At 67.3% G+C, this 17,848-nt stretch carries 13 protein-coding genes; 4 read left to right on the top strand and 9 right to left on the bottom strand.

Annotated elements, in window-relative coordinates; genetic code table 11:
* The first annotated feature begins 73 nt into the window (after nt 1-73).
* The 4 genes from AMD30_RS18055 (at nt 74) to treY (ending at nt 8,032) form a co-directional block, all read left to right on the top strand.
* Nucleotides 74-631 (top strand): TetR family transcriptional regulator, encoded by a 558-nt coding sequence (locus AMD30_RS18055; protein WP_055476563.1) that lies wholly within the window; start codon nt 74-76, stop codon nt 629-631.
* A 159-nt stretch (nt 632-790) separates the two neighbouring features.
* Nucleotides 791-2,968 (top strand): acyltransferase family protein, encoded by a 2,178-nt coding sequence (locus tag AMD30_RS18050; RefSeq protein ID WP_055476562.1) that lies wholly within the window; start codon nt 791-793, stop codon nt 2,966-2,968.
* Between the two features lie 115 nt (nt 2,969-3,083).
* Entirely contained in the window at nt 3,084-5,675 is a 2,592-nt protein-coding gene (gene glgX, locus AMD30_RS18045; protein WP_055476561.1) for a glycogen debranching protein GlgX, read from the top strand.
* A 5-nt stretch (nt 5,676-5,680) separates the two neighbouring features.
* Nucleotides 5,681-8,032, top strand: a complete 2,352-nt coding sequence (gene treY, locus AMD30_RS18040; RefSeq protein WP_055476560.1) for a malto-oligosyltrehalose synthase — start codon at nt 5,681-5,683, stop codon at nt 8,030-8,032.
* Between the two features lie 81 nt (nt 8,033-8,113).
* Here treY and AMD30_RS18035 read toward each other — a convergent pair whose 3' ends face one another.
* From AMD30_RS18035 to AMD30_RS17995, 9 genes are read right to left on the bottom strand one after another with little or no spacing between them, the layout of a single operon-like run.
* Nucleotides 8,114-9,016 carry a hypothetical protein gene (locus AMD30_RS18035; protein WP_055476559.1) on the bottom strand — a complete coding sequence of 301 codons (903 nt, stop codon included), beginning with the start codon at nt 9,014-9,016 and terminating at the stop codon, nt 8,114-8,116.
* Nucleotides 9,017-9,075: 59 nt separating this feature from the next.
* Nucleotides 9,076-10,248 carry an MlaD family protein gene (locus AMD30_RS18030; protein WP_055476558.1) on the bottom strand — a complete coding sequence of 391 codons (1,173 nt, stop codon included), beginning with the start codon at nt 10,246-10,248 and terminating at the stop codon, nt 9,076-9,078.
* Nucleotides 10,245-11,393 (bottom strand): MlaD family protein, encoded by a 1,149-nt coding sequence (locus AMD30_RS18025; protein WP_084817311.1) that lies wholly within the window; start codon nt 11,391-11,393, stop codon nt 10,245-10,247. The genes AMD30_RS18030 and AMD30_RS18025 overlap by 4 nt, the downstream gene beginning before the upstream one ends.
* Nucleotides 11,394-11,404: 11 nt before the next feature.
* The gene (locus AMD30_RS18020; protein ID WP_055476556.1) at nt 11,405-12,505 is read right to left on the bottom strand and encodes an MCE family protein; all 1,101 of its coding nucleotides are present in this window, start codon (nt 12,503-12,505) and stop codon (nt 11,405-11,407) included.
* Nucleotides 12,506-12,546: 41 nt separating this feature from the next.
* The gene (locus tag AMD30_RS18015) at nt 12,547-13,536 is read right to left on the bottom strand and encodes an MCE family protein (protein ID WP_055476590.1); all 990 of its coding nucleotides are present in this window, start codon (nt 13,534-13,536) and stop codon (nt 12,547-12,549) included.
* The gene (locus AMD30_RS18010) at nt 13,533-14,567 is read right to left on the bottom strand and encodes an MCE family protein (RefSeq protein WP_055476555.1); all 1,035 of its coding nucleotides are present in this window, start codon (nt 14,565-14,567) and stop codon (nt 13,533-13,535) included. The genes AMD30_RS18015 and AMD30_RS18010 overlap by 4 nt, the downstream gene beginning before the upstream one ends.
* Nucleotides 14,564-15,901: an MlaD family protein gene (locus AMD30_RS18005; protein ID WP_055476554.1), complete on the bottom strand. Its 1,338-nt coding sequence runs from the start codon at nt 15,899-15,901 to the stop codon at nt 14,564-14,566. The genes AMD30_RS18010 and AMD30_RS18005 overlap by 4 nt, the downstream gene beginning before the upstream one ends.
* 10 nt (nt 15,902-15,911) lie before the next feature.
* Nucleotides 15,912-16,778 (bottom strand): MlaE family ABC transporter permease, encoded by an 867-nt coding sequence (locus AMD30_RS18000; protein ID WP_055476553.1) that lies wholly within the window; start codon nt 16,776-16,778, stop codon nt 15,912-15,914.
* 1 nt (nt 16,779) lies between these two features.
* The gene (locus AMD30_RS17995) at nt 16,780-17,637 is read right to left on the bottom strand and encodes an MlaE family ABC transporter permease (protein WP_055476552.1); all 858 of its coding nucleotides are present in this window, start codon (nt 17,635-17,637) and stop codon (nt 16,780-16,782) included.
* Between the last annotated feature and the right edge of the window lie 211 nt (nt 17,638-17,848).

Below are 17,848 nucleotides of genomic sequence, written 5' to 3'. Positions count from 1 at the left end.
CCGTACAGGGAATCCTGAACGCTGTACAGGCCCGGGGTTCGATGCCCACTGCCGGGTCATTACGCTGACGCGGGTGAGCAACAGTCGCACCGACGTTCTGCGCGCCGCCCGCGACATCCTGGGCGAGCACAGCCTGGCCGACCTGTCGATGCGACGCCTCGCCACCGAACTCGGCGTCCGTCCCAACGCGCTGTACTGGCACTTTCCCAACAAGCAGACCTTGCTGGCCGCACTCGCCGACGACATCCTCGGCGCGGTCGCCATCCCCGACACCTCGCTGGCCTGGGACGAGCGCCTCGATCTGCTCGCGACCGACATGCGCAGCGCGCTCCTCGGAGTTCCCGACAGTGCCGAGGTCGTGTCGTCGAGCTGGGCCAGCGGCCTGTCGTCGAAGGCCATCACCGCCGACATCATCGCCGCCGGCACGGCCGGCGGTTTGTCCGTCCGCGACGCCGAGGCGGTCAGCACCGCACTGTGTCAGCTGGTCATCGGGCTCACCATCGAGGAACAGACACGCGCGCAGATGGAGCGTCTGGGTGTCACCGGGCCGTCGGGTCGCGACTTCGCGGGCGAGTTCCGCGACGGGCTGGCCATCATCCTCGACGGAGCCCGGACGCGCCGCTCGCGGTGAACCCCGCGCGGCCCCGCAGACCGGTGCGCGAGTGTCGCGGTCGTCCGAATCGGTGTTTCACAGCTTCGGCGAGTACATTGCTAGCCGGTCATCCCGGCCCCGAGACCGATCTGTCCCCCACCGGAAAGAACACGCCCTGTGGCATCGACGACGCGAGTAGTGGCGCCGGAGTCGTCCCCCTCGACGCCGACAACGCCCGCATACCGCACCGACCTCGACGGCCTGCGCGGTATCGCCATCGCCCTCGTCGCCTGCTTCCACGTGTGGTTCGGCAAGGTCTCCGGCGGCGTCGACGTCTTCCTCACCCTCTCGGGATACTTCTTCGTCGGGTCGCTGCTGCGGCACGCGATCACGAGCCAGGCTCCGCACGTCTCGTTCCGCGACACCCTCAACCCGTGGCCACGTCTCAAACGGCTCCTCAAACGGCTGCTACCGGCGCTGCTCACCGTCCTGATCGCGGTCACGGTGCTGACTCTGCTGATCCTCCCGCAGACCCGGTGGGCCAATGTCGGCCGCGAGGTCATCGCGAGCGCGCTGTACTACCAGAACTGGTATCTCGCGCAGAACTCCCAGGACTACCTCGCCGCGAGTTCGGCGAACAGCCCGCTGCAGCACATCTGGTCGATGTCGGTGCAGGGCCAGTTCTTCGTCCTGACCCTGCTCGTCGCCCTCGCGTTCGCGACGTTGCTCAAGGTCGGTGCCCGCATCGCCCGGCCGTTCGCCGACCCGCGGGTCATCAGGTTCCTCGTCGGCGGCGCGGTGTTGGTCGTCGCGCTCGCCTCGTTCTACTGGGCGCACCGCGGCCTGGCGATCAACCAGCCGTACAACTACTACGACACGATCTCCCGTCTGTGGGAACCGCTGGCCGGCGGCCTGCTCGCGATCTGGTTGCCGTCCCTGCGAATCCCGAACTGGCTGCGCAACATCGCGACCGTCTTCGCGCTCGCGCTGATCGTCAGCTGCGGGTTCTGGATCGACGGTGTCAACGCCTACCCCGGTCCGATGGCGCTGGTGCCGGTCGGCGCGACGCTGCTGATCATCTGGGCGGGCGCGACGGCGTTGCAGAAGCCACCTCGGGGGTCCCATGCCGCGGCCACCGAGATGCCCGTCACGAACCGCTGGCTCGCGAGCAGGTGGCCGGTCTGGCTCGGGACCATCGCGTATTCGCTGTATCTGTGGCACTGGCCGCTGCTGATCTTCTATCTGACCTGGCGCGACAAGAACCATGCCAACTTCGTCGAGGGCGTGCTCATCCTCGCGGCGTCGGTCGGGCTCGCGTGGCTCACCAAGCGCTACATCGAGGACCCGCTGCGCGGCGGCGATCGTTCGGCGCTGAGCCGCGGCCGCCGCGACGGACGGTCGCGGTGGCTGTCGTACACGTCGGTCGTCACCTCGATCCTCGTGGTGGCGACGCTCGTCACCGGCGTCGGCATCACCGTGTGGGAGCGGCACGTCGCGAACATCGTCGTCGACACCAAGAACCTCGACCCGAGGTCGTACCCGGGGGCCCGAGCACTGCTCGACGGCTGGCCGGTGCCCGCCCTCGATCCACAACCGTCGGCGCTGGAGGTCATCAAGGACTTCCCCGAGACCTCCACCGACGGGTACATGAGCGACTTCACCGACAACGAGATCCACGTCGGCACCTACGGCGATCCGACCGCGACGCGCACCATCGCGCTCGCCGGCGGCTCGCATGCCGAGATGTGGATCTCGGCGCTCGACATTCTCGGCAAGCGCAACGGTTTCAAGGTGAAGACCTACCTCAAGATGGGGTGCCCGCTGTCGACGAACCGGGTACCGAAACAGCGCGGCGTGCCCTACCCGGAGTGCTACGACTGGGGACAGCGCGTCATCGATCGCGTCATCGCGGACAAGCCGGACGCGGTGCTGACGAATTCGACGCGACCGCGGGACTACGAACCCGGCGACTGGGTGCCACCGGACTACGTGCCGATCTTCGACCGTTTCCTCGACGCCGGGGTGCCGGTGTTGGGCATGCGGGACACCCCGTGGCCGAAGAACGCGAAGGGCACCATCGACACCCCGATCTGCCTCGCCGACGGCGGCGACGCCGAGAGCTGCGGGTCGCGCCGCAGTGCTGTCCTCTCACCCGAGGACCCGGCGGCGGAGCTGGCCGCCACGCGACCCGACTTCCACCCCCTCGACATGTCCGACGGGATCTGCGACGCCGAGCGGTGCCCGGCGATCGTCGGCAACATCACCGTCTACAAAGACCCACACCACCTGAGTGCGACCTATGTCCGCAGCCTCACCGACGAGCTGGGGCGCCAGATGGAGGCGCAACTGCCGTGGGCTGGTCCCGCGGTGCCGTGACGGTCGGCGGAAGTCGCGGGCTTCCTCCGGAAGCGGCGGGTGGGGCAGCCCACATCTGACCCGACCGGCCGCGTCCTGAGATGACCGTCCGCGGCAACGCGACTAGGGTCGACCCATGACGTCGTCGAAGGCGGGTAAGACCGGACCGCCGGCCCCCGGTGAACAGCCGGGTGATCCCGACTCCACTCCCGATTCAGATTCCACCGCCGATCCCGGCTCCCCCTCGGAGCCCCACGCACCGGAGTACGACACCACCTCGACGACGGCAGCACCTCCGAGTGGTGGCAAGACCATCGCCGACCCCGTACCGATGCCGTCCGACCCGATCCAGGCCGAGGCGCTGGTCCAGCCGGAACCGGCCCCGATCCCGGTGTGGCCGGGTACTCCATACCCCCTCGGCGCCACCTATGACGGTGTGGGAACGAATTTCTCGCTGTTCTCCGAGGTGGCCGAAGCCGTCGAGCTGTGCCTGATCGACCGCGAGGGCCACGAGCGTCGGATCCGGCTCGAAGAGGTCGACGGTTACTGCTGGCACTGCTACCTGCCCAACGTCGGCCCCGGCCAGTTCTACGGCTTCCGCGTCTACGGGCCGTACGACCCGTCGCAGGGATTGCGTTGCGACCCGAGCAAACTCCTGCTCGATCCGTACGGCAAGGCCTTCCACGGCGACTTCGACGGCGACGCATCGCTGTTCTCCTACCCGCTCCCGACACCGCCCGAGGACACCGACGAATCGGCGGTCGACGACGACGCATCCGCAACCCCCGAGACCGGGGCCGCCGACACCGGGACCGGCGGTGGCGGGACCGACGAGGGCGCGGTCGACGATGCCGACGAGCCGACCGCCGAGGCGGGCGATGCGGCCGATCCCGCCGATGAGGCAGGCGAGTCCGACGGCGATGCCGCGCCCGCGGAGCACGGGGACATCCCCGATCCCGAGCCGGTCAATCCGATGCCGCAGTTGGACTCACTCGGGCACACCATGGTCTCGGTGGTGATCAACCCCTACTTCGACTGGCAGAACGACCGGTCGCCCAATCGTCCGTACCACCAGACGGTCATCTACGAGGCGCACGTCAAGGGCATGACCGCGACCCATCCCGACATCCCCGAGTACCTGCGCGGCACGTACGCGGGGCTGTGCCATCCGGTGATCATCGACCACCTCAAGGAGTTGGGCATCACCGCCATCGAACTGATGCCCGTGCACCAGTTCATGCAGGACTTCGTCCTGCGCGATCAGGGTCTCCGAAACTACTGGGGATACAACACCTTCGGATTCCTGGCACCGCACATCGAGTACTCGTCGAACCCCGACCAGCCGGCCAGCGCGGTGACCGAGTTCAAGGCGATGGTGCGTGAGTTCCACAACGCCGGCATCGAGGTCATCCTCGACGTCGTCTACAACCACACCGCCGAGGGCAACCACCTCGGACCCACCGTGTCGTTCCGGGGCATCGACAACGCCGCCTACTACCGGCTCGTCGACGGCGATCCCGAGATGTACATGGACTACACCGGAACCGGCAACAGCCTCAACGGTCGTCATCCGCACACGCTGCAGCTCATCATGGATTCGCTGCGGTACTGGATCCTCGAGATGCACGTGGACGGCTTCCGTTTCGACCTCGCGTCCACGCTGGCCCGCGAACTGCACGACGTCGATCGGCTGTCCGCGTTCTTCGATCTGGTGCAGCAGGACCCGGTGGTCAGTCAGGTGAAGCTGATCGCCGAGCCCTGGGACATCGGCGAGGGTGGTTACCAAGTGGGCAACTTCCCGCCGCTCTGGACCGAATGGAACGGCAAGTACCGCGACACCGTCCGCGACTACTGGCGCGGCGAGCCGTCCACCCTGGGCGAGTTCGCCTCCCGGCTCACCGGATCGTCGGATCTGTACGAGGCGACCGGCCGACGGCCGCTCGCGAGCATCAACTTCGTCATCGCGCACGACGGTTTCACGCTGCGGGACCTGGTGTCCTACAACGAGAAGCACAACATGGCCAACGGTGAGGACAACCGGGACGGCGAGAGCCACAACCGGTCGTGGAACTGCGGAGTCGAGGGACCCACCGACGATCCCGAGATCAACGCCCTGCGCGCGCGGCAGCAGCGGAACATCCTAGCGACGCTGTTCCTGTCGCAGGGCACGCCGATGCTGGCGCACGGCGACGAGATCGGGCGTACCCAACAGGGCAACAACAACGTCTACTGCCAGGACTCCGAATTGTCTTGGATGGACTGGACTCTCGCCGAGGAGAACGCCGACCTGCTGGAGTTCACCCGCAAGGCCATCGCACTGCGCACCCGGCATCCGGTCTTCCGGCGACGAAAGTTCTTCGGCGGGAAGCCGATCCGATGGGGCGACCAGGCACTCGACATCGCCTGGCTCACCCCGGCCGGCCAGGAGATGACCGCCGAGGACTGGGACAGCGGGTTCGGCAAGAGCCTCGCCGTGTTCCTCAACGGAAACGGACTGGGCGAGAAGGACGAACGTGGCGAACTGGTCGTCGACGACTCCTTCTTCATCTGCTTCAACGCCCACTACGAGGACCTGGACTTCACGCTCCCGCCGACGTGGTACGGCAACGAGTGGGTCGGCGAACTGGACACGACGCATCCCGTGGGGGACAGCGAGCTGACGGCCTCCGCCGGCGAGTCGGTGACCGTAGGCGCCCGCTCCGTCCTGGTCCTGCGAAAGACCTCGTGACTCCTATGGGCAATCGTCCGACCCCGCGCGCAACGTACCGGCTCCAACTATATGGCGACTTCGGATTCGCCGATGCCGCAGCACATCTCGACCACCTCGCCGAGTTGGGGATCAGCCACGTCTACCTCTCCCCGATCGGCACGGCGTCGGCCGGGTCGACGCACGGCTACGACTGGTTGCCGCCGCCGGCGGTCTCCGCCGTGCTGGGCGGGATCGACGGGCTGCGGGAACTGCGTTCCGCCGCCGCCGAACGCGGTCTGGGTCTGATCATCGACATCGTCCCGAACCACACCGGGGTAGCCGATGCACTCGCCAACCCGTGGTTCGCCGACCTGCTCCGTCACGGGCCCGCATCGGACTACGCACACTATTTCGACGCCGACTTCAGCGACGACAACGGTGCCGACGGGAAGCTGGCCCTGCCGATCGTCGCCGCCGATGGGGACCTGAGCCCACTCGAGATCGACGAGCACGGGAATCTGCGGTACTACGATCACGCGTTCCCGATCGCCCCCGGCACCGCGGGAGACATTCGGCCCGCTCGCTCCGCTCCCGGCGCCGGCGGCACACCGCAAGAGGTCCACTCCCGCCAGCACTATCGGCTCGTGCCGTGGGACAGCGGCCTCATCGGCTACCGGCGCTTCTTCACGGTCAACGAACTCGCCGGTCTGCGCCAGGAGGACCCGGAGGTCTACGACGCGACGCACCAGTGGCTGCGTGAGCTACTCGACGCCGACCTCATCGATGGTGTGCGCGTGGATCATCCGGACGGTCTGTGGGACCCCCAGGATTATCTGCGCCGGCTGCGCGCGGACGTCGGGGACGATCGTCTCCTGTACATCGAGAAGATCCTGGCGCCGGACGAGCCCCTCGAACCGACCCTGCCGGTCGAGGGCACCACCGGGTACGACCACATGCGCGTGATCGATGCCGTGTTCGTGGCGCCGGCCGGCGTCGCCCAGCTCACCGAGCTACACGAACGGATCACCGGCGAGAGCGGTGACGCGCGGTGGGTGGAGGCCGCCGAGCACGATCGCAAACTCCGCACCGTGCGGGAGTCGTTCCCTGCGGAGCTCAGACGTCTCGTACGCGCCGTCACCGCGCGCGTCGAGGGATCACCGGCCTCGGATCCGGACGTGATCGCCACCGCCTGCGCCGAACTGATCGCCGCGCTCGGGGTCTACCGGGCGGACTACCCGTCGTTGCGTCCACGTCTGCTCGCCGTCGCCACCGGGATCGCCGAGGCGAAGCCCGAACTGCGTGCCGCGATCGACCTCATCGTGCGGGAGACGGCGGTGCCCGGCGAGGCGACATCGAGGCTGGCGCAGACCTGCGGGGCGGTGACCGCGAAGAGCGTCGAGGACAGTTTGTTCTACCGGACGGCCCGGCTCGTCTCCGCCCAGGAGGTCGGTGGCGATCCCGCGAATCCCGTCATGTCGCTGGCCGATTTCCACGAGCACAACGCCGAGCGCGCCGCGCGGTGGCCGCTGGCCATGACGGCCACGTCGACGCACGACACCAAACGCGGTGAGGACGTGCGCGCGCGGATCGCGGTGCTCGCCCAGATCCCCGACCGCTGGTCCCAGCTCGTCGACAAGGTCTGGCGCGAGACCGACGTGCCGGATGACCTGACCGGCTATTTCCTCCTGCAGAACATCGTCGGGGTCTGGCCCACCGGCGCCCCGGTCACCGACGAGTTGCGGGGCCGGTTGATCGAGTACGCCCGTAAGGCGACTCGCGAGGCCGGTCTGCGCACCACGTGGACCGAGGTGAACGAGGAGTTCGAGACCGCAGTCGAGACCTGGATCGGCCAGGTCACCAGCGGGGACGTCGCATCCTCGGTCGCCGAACTCGTCGACCGCATCGGACCGGCCTGGGAGCAGGAAGCGCTGGCGCGCAAGGCGATCGCGATCCTCGGGCCCGGGGTCCCCGACATCTACCAGGGCACCGAGTGGTGGGAGGACTCCCTCGTCGATCCCGACAATCGACGACCGGTCGACTTCGGCCGGTCGACCGAGCACCCGAAGACCCGACTCGTCCAGGAAGCTCTCCGTGCCCGGGCCGCGCATCCCGATGCGTTCGGCGTTGCGGCCACCTATGAACGGCTGACCGCCGACGGGCCCGCCGCCGACCACACCATCGCGTTCGTGCGCGGCACCGGCGAGGCCCCCTCGGTCGTCGTGGTGACCGCCCGGTTCACCCACAGCCTCGACCACGATGCCGCGGCCGCGACGTCGGTCACCCTGCCCCCGGGGTTCCGGTGGCGCGACGACCGAACAGGGTCGGTGTACGAGGGATCGGTCGACCTCGCCTCGGCCCGCGGCCAACACCCCGTGGCGATACTCGTCCGAACGTGACGTCCACCCACCACTGATAGACGAGCGCGCCCCCGAATCGGTGGCGCGCTCGTCCATTGCCGGTGAGTGTGTCCGCCCGGATCAGCCGCCCGGCGCGGGCGCGGGCTGCGGTGCCGGCGACGGCTGGGGTGCCGGTGCACCTGCGGCGCCGGGCAGCGACTGCGACGGATCGATCTGACCGCTGGGGCTCCCCGGCGGACCGTCGACCTCGGACACCAGCCACTTGCCGTCTTCCTTGCTGAGGTCCAAGCGGAAGACCATCAGGCTGGTACCGCCGCTGGGCAACTTGACGCTGCGGCCGGTCACCTCCGCCATCACCACGGTCTTGGCGGTGTCGGCATCGACGGTCTCGACAGCGACCACGCTGATCGTCGAGGACACCTCGATGTTCAGGGACTCCACATTGGCCTCGGTGTCGGCCCGTTCCTGCTCGAGGCGGTTGCGCAACTCCCCCGTCGACAGCGGACCCAGCAGTTCCTTCGAGTTGCCCGCGTTGTCGGCATTGAGCGTCGTCACGAGCTTCGTGACGAAGTCGGCCGAAGCCGCCTTGGAATCGGCGAACGCGTCGGCCTCCCGCTGCAGGTCGTAGGCGCGCCAGCCGAAGAACGCCACCAGCGCGATGAGCGCGACCGCGACGATGGCGACGAGAACCTTCTTGATCCCGCCGCCGGTGACCGTGAACAAGATCTCGCGGCGATCCGAACCCGCCTTCGATGATGCTGCCGGCGACGGGTCACCCGCGGCACCGGAGGCGTCGGCACCGTCGGTCTCGGACGTGCTCGCCACCGTGCCGGTTCCGCTCCGTCGAGCCGACTTCCCCCGCGGCGTCGCCGCGGTCCCGGCGTCGTTCGTGTCCTCCGCGCTCGTCGCCCCATCGGTGTGATCGGCTGCGACAGCCCCGCTCTCGGGCGGCGTGCTGTCGGCCTTCTCGTCCGTTGGATTCATGTCGGGATCAGTACGATCTGGGTCATTCCGGTCAGTCATCTACAGGTCACACAACTTGTCTGTCGTCGTCGAGTGGCCGTCAGTCGTCGAGCGGCCCATCACTTGTCGAGCGGAACGGTACGGGCGTTCGGGTCGTAACCCGGCGGCGGTCCCGCGGTGTCGTCGCCCGGTGGCCGTGGCGCATTGGCCGAGCCACGGATCTGCTGACGCGGATCCTCGGTCACACAGTACAGATTGGTCGGGATGGTCAGCTCGAGGATCTGCGTCGGCCGCCGCGGCGTCACCGGGTAGTTGCAGCTCGGACGCGGGTACACCGACCCGAAGATCCACAACGCACCGTCGTGGAACATGGTGAGGCTCTTGACACTGGCATCGCGGATCGCGGGGAACAGCGTCGCGAGCGCCGGCGCACGCAACGCACCCTGCTCGGCGATGTCGACGAACTGCTTCGTCACATCGGTGATCGGATCCGTCAACTGGTTGATCGACCCGGCCAGGCTCGTGAACTGCGAGGGACCCCGGTCGAGGAGCTCGCGGAGTTCCTTGTCGGAGGCAGCCGCCGAGTTGACCAGCGAACTCAATCCCGCCACCGTCGTGCCGAGGTCGGGCTGGATCTGTGCCGTGGTCTTGAAGATGGTCCCCGCGTTCTGGATGAACTTGGTGGTCTCCGGCAGCGCGGTGTACAGCTTCGCGAAGATCGTGCCACCGGAGTCGAAGATGACCGACAGGTCGTTCGTGCCGTCCTCGTCGTAGAGGGCGATCTTCAGATTGTCCACGGCGGAACGGAGTTTCGCCGGATCGATCTGGTTGATCAGTTCCAGCGAGGACTCGAGCAGCTGCGAGAACGGCACGGTGACCTCGGTCTGGTCGGCCCGGATGACGTCCCCGTCCTCCAGGTAGGGACCGTCGGAGGTGTCCGGCTGGAAGTCGACGTACTGCTCTCCCGCAGCCGACAGACCCAGTGCCGCAACAGTGGTGTCGCGGTTGATCTTGTACCGGTCCTCGACCGTGACGACGACCTCCACCGAATCCGGTTGCACCCGAACGGTGTCGACGTCGCCGATGCGCGCGCCGCGCAGTGTGACCCCGGACGTCTCCTGCAGACCGCCGGAGATCGGGAACTGGATGGTGAGCTTGTACTTGTCGGCGAACGGCTGCCACCGCAGGATGCCCAGGGCGAGATAGCTGAGTCCGACGACCATGACCAGTACCAGGGCGATGTTGCCCACAAGTACCGAATTCCGGCGTAGGACACCGAATATGCCGCTCATCCGCAACACCCCCTCGTCCCCGTGATCCGCGCCAGCAGACGGGTCAGTGTCTGCTGCAACGCCGCCGAACCCTCGTCCACGTCCTGGATCTCGGGCAGTCTGCTCGCCGAGTCGAAGCCGACACCCGGGCTGAGCCAGTAGACCTTCGCCGACACCAACGCCGCGCTACCCGGTGTGGACTTGACCCACTTCGGTGTGAGCTCGTGCAGGTTGTCGGCCAGCGATCCGAGCGGGCCGGCAGCCTGCCGGAGGCCGGCCAGCACCGTCGACAGATGGCCCAGCATCTCGACCAGGTTGTCCTGATCGCTGTCGAGGAAGTCGTTGGTGGCCGTTGTGACCTGCTGGGTCTTGTCCAGCGTGGTCAGGATCGTGGCGATCTGCCCGTTCAGCGACTCGAGCGCCGGACCCAGTTTGTTGATCGACGCCATGATCTGCGCACGCCCGTCGGCGAGCTGTCCGCTGAGCACCCGCGTGGCGGCCAGCGACCGATCGACCGCCGCCGAACTCTGGTTCAGCTTCCGGATACCGGTGGTCAGGCCCCGGATCGCGCCGTTGAGATCCGACGGGTTCGTCGCGACCGCGCTGCTCAGCTCGGTGAGGATGATCGTCAACGAGTTCAGCGAACCGCTGTCCACGACCCCGCTCATGCTGATCAGCAGATCCTCGACCGTCGCCGCGGCCGACGTCGGACCGGTGAGCGTGTCCCCGTCCACCATCAGACCGTCGCGCGCCTCGATCGGCGGCAGCAGGGCGACGAAGACGTCGCCCAGCGGTGTGGCCTGGCGGAGTTCGGCGCCGGTCCCGACCGGGAGCTTGGTCTTCTTGCTGACCTGCATGGTCACCACGGCGGTGTAGTCCTTGGCGACGAGGTCGGTGACCTGTCCGACATCGGTTCCGTTCAGCTTCACCTTCGCCTTCGCCGGCAGGTTGAGCGCGTTGGCGAAGTTCGCGGTGATCGTGATCGAGTCACCGATGCCGCCCGGTGCGGGCAGCGGGATCTGCTCCACCGTGAGACTCGGGAGGAGTCCGCAACCGGTGAGCCCCATGAGCGCCGCTAGCAGCACCGCCATGACCCCGCCTCGGCGGACCCGGCCGGGGGATCGCACAGGGCGCCCGGGACCGTCCGAACGGTTCAGCGAATCCATTGTCGCCGTTCTCATTTCGTCAGCTCCAGCATCGCCGAGTAGATACCGAGGTCGGGACCGAAGTCCTTGAGCTTGCCCGTTCGGCAACCGTCCTTCTGCAGGTTGATCGCCTCACAGAACTCGGCGAGGAGTTCGTTGTCGAGGAGCGTCTTGTCGAGCAGCAGCTGCGCGCGCCACGCTCCCTGTTCGGCCGAGATCGAGTTGCTCAGGTTCTGGAAGAGCAGCGGGCCGACGTCGACCGTCTCGACGACCTGCCGCGAGTAGTCCCCGAGATTGGCGGTCAGCGCGGCGAGCCGGTCGAACGACACCGACATGGTGTTGGTGTTGTTCTGCAGGAACACGGTGGTGTTCTGCAGCGTCTGATTCAGGTTGGCCAGGGTGGCGAGCAGACCGGGCGCCTGGTCTCCCAGCAGCTGCGACACCTGGTTGACCGACTCGGAGAACGCCGTCATCTTCGGATAGTTCTGCACCAGGGTGGTGGTCAGACCCTCGATGGTCTCGAGGATGTCGACGAGGGCATCGCTGTTGCCCGCCACCACATCGGACGCCCCGCCGAGTTCGTCGAGCGCCGCCCGGATCTCCTCGCCGTTGCCGGTGGCGATGCCGGAGGTGATGTCGATCATCTCCGCGAGCGGGCCGGGTCCTTCTCCCTCACCCTTGAGTGCCACCACCAGACCGTCGATGGCGTCGAACAGTTCGCCGACCGACACCGGGGCCTTCGTCTCCTTCAGGACCGACCCGTCCTCGAGCTTCGGCCCGCCGTCGTAGGCGGGTGACAGCTCGACGTGGCGGGTGGTGACGATCGAGGTGTTGACGATCGCCGCCGTGGCGTCGGCCGGGACGGGGACGTCGCTGTCGATCGTCATGGTCACCTTGACGCGCTCGCCCTGCGGTTCCACCGCGGTGACCTGACCGACCGGCATGCCGAGGACCGCGACGTCGTTGCTCACGTAGAGCCCGGCGACGTTGTCGAAGTAGGCGGTCACCTCGATGGCCTGGCCGACCGCCGCCTTCCAGCTCCCCGGGATCATCGAACAGCCGGAGAGCCCGAGGATGCCGAGCAGCGCGACCCCGACCAGCAGGATCGGGCGGCGGAGTCCGTGGGCGTGCATCGTCGTACCTGCCGTCGTGTCCGGGCTCATCGTTTCCGCGCTCAGCATCCGTCCACCACCCGGGCCAGGCACAGCCAGTTGTCGGGGAAGATGCCCCACGGCAGATAGCCGTTCGCGTAGGGCCCGTCGCCGATGACGTTGTTGGTCAGGCGCGCGGTGACCGGGAGGATCTCCAGCAACTTGCGGAGGTTGTTGCGGTTTTTCTCCAGGCCCTGGGTGATCGTGTTCAGGTTCGCCATGATGGGCGCGAACTGGTTGGCGTTCTCGCCGGCCACCGCGGTCGCCTGCTCGGTGAGTTCGGCGATGCCGTCGAGCATCCGGGTGACCAGCTCTTCACGCGCGACGATCTTCTGGGTCAGGTCGCGTCCCTGACCCACGATCACGGCGAGCTGGGCCTGATTGTCGTTGACGATGTTGGTGATCGTCTTGGTGTCGGCGATCAATTGGTTGATCTGGTCCTTGCGATTGGTGATGACCTTCGACATCTGGGTGAGCGCCTCGAAGGTCGGCTCGGTGATCGCCGGCACGCCGGCGAGTTGCCGGTTGAGGGTGCGGATGCTCTCGGAGAGCGTCCGGTCGTCGATCCCGGTCAGGATCGGCGCGCCCGCCTCGATGGTGCGCTGGAGATCGTAGGGCACGGCGGTCTTCGCGATGTGTCCGTCGGGTGCATCCTCCGGCGAATCCCCCAGCGACACATCGATGTAGCGCTGACCCAGCAACGTCGACATCTTGATCTCGGCAGAACCGTTGGACGTCACCCGGACGTCGCTGTCGACCTTCATGGTGATGGCCACGTGCTGTCCGGCGAGTTCGGTGTCGGTGACCTCACCGACGTCGATACCGGCGACGCGGACCTTGTCCCCCGGCCGGATACCGCCGGCCTGGGCGAAGTCGCCGGTGAGGGTCTTCTTGCCCAGATGCGCGGTCGCGAGAGCGGTCACGCCGAGCAACAGGGCGACGATGACCACGGCGCCGATCACGCCGAACCACACGCGCCGGTTGTCACGGAAACTCCTGCGGAACCAGCTCATCGGCACACCACCGAGTGATTCGTGCCGCCGATCTTGTTGAAGATCCCGGGCGGTAGCAGGACGTCGCCGATCGCGACGTCGAGATCACATGCATAGATGTTCACGTAAGCGCCCTCACCGAGCACGAGCGGGAAATGACCGAGGAAGATCGGCGCGTCGACCGCCATCCGATCGAGTTTGGCGCCATTGCTGATCAGCGTGTTGGTCGCGATCCGGCCGTCCGTGGCGGCCTCGGCCAGACTCTGTCGGCTCTCACTCAGCACGTCGGCGAATCCGCTTGCGGTGCGCCCGATGTCGGTCACCGCACTGCCGAACGCCGCCGAGTTCGAGTTGAGGTTGGCGATCAGCGCCGACATCGACTCGATGACGGTGCCCAGCTGGCCGCCCTGGCGCGACAGGTCGCGCATGACCGCGCTCAGGTTGTTGATGATCGCGCCGAGCACGACGTCCCGGTTGGCCGTGTCCTCCGCGAGGCGGCCGACCTCGGCGACCGTGTAGCTCAAGGACACCGAATTGCCCTGGAACGCCTGGATCAAGCCCTCGGACAGGGCGTTGACCTGTTCCGGGGTGAGGGTCTCGAAGACCGGCTGGAACCCGGCGAGCAATGTGGTGACGTCGAAGGAGTCCTCGGAGGGGAGCTCGAGCGTCGACCCCGGATCGAGGGGCCGACTCTCCCGGTCCGGGACCAGCGTCAGGTTCAGATATCGCTGCCCGATGAGGTTCTGGTAGCGGATCGCCCCCCGCGTGTTGGTGTAGACCTGCTGGTTGTCCTGCACCTCGAAGGTGACCCGGGCACGGCCGTCGGCGAGTTCGATCTGGTCCACACGACCGACGCGGACACCGGCCATGCGGACGTCGTCGCCCGTGGCGAGACCCGAGGCATCACCGAAGTAGGTCGTGTAGCTGTTGGTGGTCCCCGGCACCGAGCGCTCCAACGTCGAGAAGATCACGTAGGTGACCAGCAACGCGGCGATCCCGAAGATGGTGAAACCGATCAGCGGTTTGCGGATCGATTCCGAAGCCGCGCTCATCGGCCTCCTCCTTGACCTTCGCCGCCCCGGCCCGCCTCGGCGGCGTTGCGCACCTCGAGCGTCTGGACCAGCGGTCCCAGCATGATCGTGTCCGCTGCCGACGGGGTACGGCGCAGGACGGTGCCGAGCGTCTTGTTGTCGGCATCGGTGGTGACGTTGCCGACCGGCTTGTTCCGGCGCATCCCGTCGGAGGGATAGATCGCCAGCGGACCAGACATCGTCGGTCCCGTGCCGGTGCCGGGCCCCACGCAGCCCGGGCCGCGCAGGGTGCCGTACGGACCGCCGTCGTACACCGGGCAGTTCTGCCGGGTGTAGCGCTGGAAGGCGCCGAAGCTGACACCGATGTTTTGCTGCACGTGGCCGTTGGTGCCGGTGAACACCGTCAGCACCCGGGCGGCCAGGTTGTTCAGCGCGATCACGCCCTGCGGCAACGAGTTCGGCTCGAGGACGAGCGCTCCCAGCATCCGGTTCAGATCGGTCACCAGACGCTGACCGCTGTTGCCATTGCGCGCGAACAGCAACTGGGTCTGGTCGAGCAGGCCCTGACTCGCGGTCAGCACCGCGGTCAGGTCACGCTGCTTCTCCGCGATGGTGATCGCCGGGATCACGCTGCGGCCCAAGGTGTCGAGCAGTTGCGGCGCCGATTGCGCGAGGCCGGTGAGCGCGGCGTCGAAGTTGTCGAAGCCCGGGGGCGCGCCCGGCGGGAACTGGGCGTTGATCGAGTCGAAGTAGTTCCGCAGCACGGGGACGAACGACCCGAACACCGAGCCGCCGCCCTTGAGCGCGTCGGCGATGACGCCGAGCACCTGCGCCAGTTCCTCCGGCGGCACCGCGTCGAGGATCTGCTTCAGCTCGTTCTGGGCGTCCTGCAGCTTGATCGTCTCGAGCGAGTCGTCGGCCGGGATCACGTCGCCGGCGGACAGCCGGTCGGCACCCACCTCGGCGGGCTGCACCAGCTCGACGGAGTTGACGCCGAACAGGTTCGACGGAACCGTACGCGCGGTCACCGAGGCGGGAATGCCCTCGGCCTGCGCCGGCTCGATGTCGATGGCGACGTTCTTGATCAACCGGGAAGCGTCGGCCTGTGCGGAATCCTCGACGCTGATCGACTTGACCGTGCCGACGATCAGCCCGTTGTACCGGACGTCGGCACCGGTGGACAGCCCGTCGCCGACATCGACGAGTTCGGCCGTGACAGGCACCGTCTTGCTGAACGTGCCCTGGTACCGCATGAACAGCAGCACGAAGATCACCAGCAGGACGAGCAGGAAGGCGACTCCGCGCAGCACGTATTGCAGCAGCGAGGGATTGCGCCCGTCGGTCGCGATGTTCACGGTCTCCCCCTCATCCCGAGATCTTGATCCCGGGCGACGTGCCCCAGAACACGAGTGTCATGACCAGGTTCGCGAAGACGATGACGATGATCGCGAGTCGGATGGCATGTCCGGCAGCAACTCCCACTCCTTCGGGACCACCTGAGGCGAAGTAGCCGTAGTAGCACTGGATGAACGTCGTCAGCAGGACGAAGACGATCACCTTGAAGAACGAGAACAACATGTCCCACGAGACGAGGAACTGGTTGAAGTAGTACAGATACGTGCCCTCGCCCTGACCGCTCTGCAGCATGAACATGAACTGGCAGGCGAGGTAGTTGGCGGCCAGCGACACCGAGTAGAGCGGGATGATCGCCAGGACGGCCGCGCACATCCGGGTGGTGACGAGATACGGCAGCGGCCGGATCGCGATCGCCTCGAGGGCGTCGATCTCCTCGGCGATGCGCATCGAGCCCAACTGTGCGGTGAACCGGCAACCCGACTGGGCGGTGAACGCGGTCGCGGCGAGCAGCGGTGCGATCTCGCGGGTCGTCGCGAACGCGGACAGCCCGCCGGTCACCGGCGACATGCCGAGCAGGTTGAGGGCGGTGTAGCCCTCGATGCCCACGGTCGCGCCGCCCATGATGCCGAGGATCACCATGACGCCCACGGTGCCGCCACCCACCACGATGGCGCCGTTGCCCCACGCCACGTCGGCGAGCAGGCGCCACACCTCTTTGCTGTAGTGACGGAACGCCAGTGGCACCGCGGCGATCGAGCGGACCAGGAAGGTGATCAGGTGGCCCATCGCGGCGAGCGCATCGCGCGGACCGCGGTACACCGCCTTGGCGGCCTCGAGCGGCCGCAGGGCCGGAGGAACATACCGTGACGCGGTCATCTCACACCACCCTCGACGGGAACAGGATCGCGAACAGCTGCGTGAGGATCACGTTCACCGTGAACAGCAACAGGACCGAGTTGACGACAGCGGCGTTCACCGAGTCGGCCACACCCGCGGGCCCGCCCTTCGTCGAGAGGCCGCGATCGCAGGCGACGATGGCCACGATCGCGCCGAATATGACGGCTTTGGCCAACGCGAACATGAGGTCGGCGGTGGTGGCGAAGGACGCGAAGGTGCCGGTGTAGCTACCCGGTGTGCCGCCCTGGAAGTAGACGTTGAAGACGTAGCCGGTGATGAACCCGACGAAGCAGACGAACCCGCAGAGCAGGAAGCTGACGACCATCGTCGCGAGGAGTCGCGGCGAGATCAGACGCTCGATGGGGTTGACGCCCATGACGCGCATCGCGTCGATCTCGTCGCGGATGGTGCGGGATCCGAGGTCCGCGGCGATCGCCGAGCCGACAGCGCCCGCGAGGAGCAGCGACGTCACCAGCGGTGCACCCTGCCGGATCACACCGAGACCCGTCGCCGCGCCGGAGAACGACGTGGCACCGACCTGACCGGCGATGTTGGACACCTGGATCGACACGATGACGCCGATCGGGATGGCGACCAGGAGGGTCGGGAAGACCGAGGTGCTGGCCATGAAGGCGCACTGACGGATGAACTCCCCGAACGGGAACCGTCGCTTGAAGAGATCGACGAAGAGGGTCCGGAACACCTCGACGAACATGCCGAGCTGGCGACCGAATGTGTCGAACGAGGCGACGACATGGCCGTCCACCCACGACCGCACCGCCCCCGGCCTCTTGCGACCCACCTCCTCGTCGTCCGAGGTGACTGCGTTAGTGCTCAATCCCTGCCCTTGCGTCTCGGCTTACCCGTTCACCGGCCGTCAGGTCGCGATGGCGCGTGTCGACCTCGACGCGCGTTCTCGTTCCCGCAGACCCGCTTCGCGTGCCCCCGTGGGCATGAGCGCCGCGGGTAAGATACCCCATTCCCCTCGTCCGAATGTGTTCGGCCTCACACTAGCGCCCGACTGCACCTGGGTCAAGCCCCTGGTAGTG

It is taken from the genome of Gordonia sp. HS-NH1, from assembly GCF_001418765.1.
Lineage (GTDB): Bacteria > Actinomycetota > Actinomycetes > Mycobacteriales > Mycobacteriaceae > Gordonia.
Note: the sequence above shows the minus strand (reverse complement) of the source record. Positions and strands in the feature narration are given on the sequence as shown.

What these genes read in the sequence shown, in the direction of transcription:
- glgX (WP_055476561.1), top strand. Translation starts at nt 3,084, where the DNA reads ATGACGTCGTCGAAGGCGGGTAAGACCGGACCGCCGGCCCCCGGTGAA.
- treY (WP_055476560.1), top strand. Translation starts at nt 5,681, where the DNA reads ATGGGCAATCGTCCGACCCCGCGCGCAACGTACCGGCTCCAACTATAT.
- AMD30_RS18035 (WP_055476559.1), bottom strand. Translation starts at nt 9,016, where the DNA reads ATGACTGACCGGAATGACCCAGATCGTACTGATCCCGACATGAATCCA.
- AMD30_RS18030 (WP_055476558.1), bottom strand. Translation starts at nt 10,248, where the DNA reads ATGAGCGGCATATTCGGTGTCCTACGCCGGAATTCGGTACTTGTGGGC.
- AMD30_RS18025 (WP_084817311.1), bottom strand. Translation starts at nt 11,393, where the DNA reads ATGGATTCGCTGAACCGTTCGGACGGTCCCGGGCGCCCTGTGCGATCC.
- AMD30_RS18020 (WP_055476556.1), bottom strand. Translation starts at nt 12,505, where the DNA reads ATGCACGCCCACGGACTCCGCCGCCCGATCCTGCTGGTCGGGGTCGCG.
- AMD30_RS18015 (WP_055476590.1), bottom strand. Translation starts at nt 13,536, where the DNA reads ATGAGCTGGTTCCGCAGGAGTTTCCGTGACAACCGGCGCGTGTGGTTC.
- AMD30_RS18010 (WP_055476555.1), bottom strand. Translation starts at nt 14,567, where the DNA reads ATGAGCGCGGCTTCGGAATCGATCCGCAAACCGCTGATCGGTTTCACC.
- AMD30_RS18000 (WP_055476553.1), bottom strand. Translation starts at nt 16,778, where the DNA reads ATGACCGCGTCACGGTATGTTCCTCCGGCCCTGCGGCCGCTCGAGGCC.